This window comes from Shigella sp. FC1967, assembly GCF_001743005.1.
In the GTDB taxonomy this organism is placed as follows: Bacteria; Pseudomonadota; Gammaproteobacteria; order Enterobacterales; family Enterobacteriaceae; genus Proteus.
This window is the reverse complement of sequence record NZ_MIIZ01000881.1, coordinates 1-2,213: the sequence shown is the minus strand read 5'-3', so window position 1 is coordinate 2,213 and position 2,213 is coordinate 1. Positions and strand designations below refer to the sequence as shown.

General features: G+C 34.7%; 2 protein-coding genes. Both read left to right on the top strand.

Annotation, left to right across the window (positions count from 1 at the left end):
* The coding region (locus BHE89_RS24360; protein WP_353615138.1) for a DUF6708 domain-containing protein at positions 1–770 on the top strand (770 nt) is incomplete at its 5' end.
* A gap of 558 nt (positions 771–1,328) precedes the next feature.
* Positions 1,329–2,213 (top strand): DUF2345 domain-containing protein (locus BHE89_RS15160; RefSeq protein WP_141008308.1); only part of this gene is annotated, 885 nt, incomplete at its 3' end.

Below are 2,213 nucleotides of genomic sequence, written 5' to 3'. Positions count from 1 at the left end.
TGTTTTTTTTTCCATTAAATATCGATTGGTATATAATATCAATATCAATATCAATATCAATATCAATATCAATATCAATATCAATATCAATACCAAGTTTTATTTTTTTGCTCTTTTTTTTCCTTAAAATCGAATGCTTTATTTATACTCATTATCCCATTCGTTTTAATCGTAAAAAACAACTGGTTCATCTATTTAGAGTTAATGGAGAAGTACAAACTATACCTTGGAAAGATATCTATTTTTGTATGCGAAGGGAAAAGCCCGATGGGATGACACCTAAAATGTGGTATCTGTGTGGACATCTTTTAGCTGAAGATGGCATTACGGTTATTGATACCTTTACGGTGAGTATGTATGCGCCGAAAAAAATATATGTGCTACGCTTCTGGGAGTTGATACGCCGTTATATGGAAGATAAAAACGGTGTTAAAGAAGTAGCTGATATTTCCAGTTGGTTTTTACCTATCAATGAACGAAAAGAGCCGTTTGGAATAGGGCTTTGGATGTTAACTATGCGCAGTGGATTTATTGGTTCAATCATTATGCTTCCCGTAAATATAGCACATGCAGCGGCTCGTTGGCTGACCTTTCAAACCAGTAAAATTCCCCAATGGACATCCGAAGTTGAAGCTCTTTGTCATATCAGTGAGCATGATCCTTATAATTTTGATTGTCATGGTGTGGACATGAAATGGCGTTGGCGTTATTTGCTTTTTTGGCGTTATAAAGAAGGTATTGCTGTGACAGGACGTCGTTGGAAACGATAATTTTAAAAAAACTTATTTTTGGGAATAAGCGATGATACGACCGGATTCTATTTTACTAAAAAACTCTTCCTATTCCACCTAAATTAAATATAAATAAGCACATTGTTATTGTTTTTTTTCTGGGAGTAATTATATTTTTATCTTTGGTTTTTTGTTTCCTACCTATTCAAGATTGACAAACCAAAAATTAATATATGTTGTGTTATCTTCAATAACTTCAATCTGTTACTTAATTTTTGATCAAGAAAATAAAAGAAATGAATAATATTTATTCTGGAAAAGAAATTATAAATAATAACTTTTCTATGAGTTTATCATCTAAGATCTCTAATAGATTAAAAAATCATTATGGCACTTTTTGGCGCAGAAAAATAACAATCCAACTCCTCATCGGCACGCCCCTTTCTATCTAAAAACTCACTCCCAATCTAACAACTGATATCTGGCAAGAAAATAACGGCACATTGCTTAAAGTCCGATTTAACGCTATACCTTATAGTGAAACTCTTTGCTGGCGTCCAGCTGTTAAACCTCGCCCAATTATCACAGGCACACTGACTGCGCGTTATTGTTGATGCCAATCGTGATAAACGTGGCGAAGGTTTTGAATTACGCACTGACAGTTGGGGAGCTATAAGAGCAGGTAAAGGGTTATTTATTAGTGCAGATAATCAAGCCAAAGCAGGTGGTGAAGTGCTGGCAATGGAGGAGGCGATTGAGCAATTAGAGCAGGCTCTGTCACTCGCTAGAAATCTACAAAAAGCAGCTATAACAGCTCATGCAAGTAGCCATGATTTAGACTGCCAATCAAGTTTAAACACAACTTTAAAACATTTATCCTCCGCAGGTATGCTTTTACATGCACCAAAAGGTATCGGTATTTTAAGTCCCAAAGCTATTATGCTTTCTTCTGGAGTAGAAAGCATTGGCATCATATCGGGTCATAATACGGATATTAGTGCAGAAAACTCAATAATAGCAACAGCGAGTGAAACAATAAGTTTGTTTGCTAGAAAATCAGGAATGAAATTATTTGCGGGACAAGGAAAATTAGAATTACAGGCTCAGGATGATGAATTAAATGCCATTGCGTTAAGTAATATATTATTAAGTAGTGAACAAGGAAAGGTTCTTATTAAAGCTAATCAAGAACTCACTTTAAATTGTGGTGACGCCTATATAACACTTAAAGATGGAAATATTGAGCTAGGTTGTCCTAAAAATATTCTATTAAGATCATCGAATGTACAAAAAATGGGAGCGGCTTCCTTATCAACTCCAATTAATGAACTACCTCGAGGTTTTAGTGGTGAATATGTATTAACGAGTGAACAAACAGGAGAACCATTACCTTTCACTTCTTATAAAATCACAACAGAAGAAGGAGAAGAATATAATGGCGTTTCTGATAAAGATGGGAAAACACTAACTATCTATACCTCT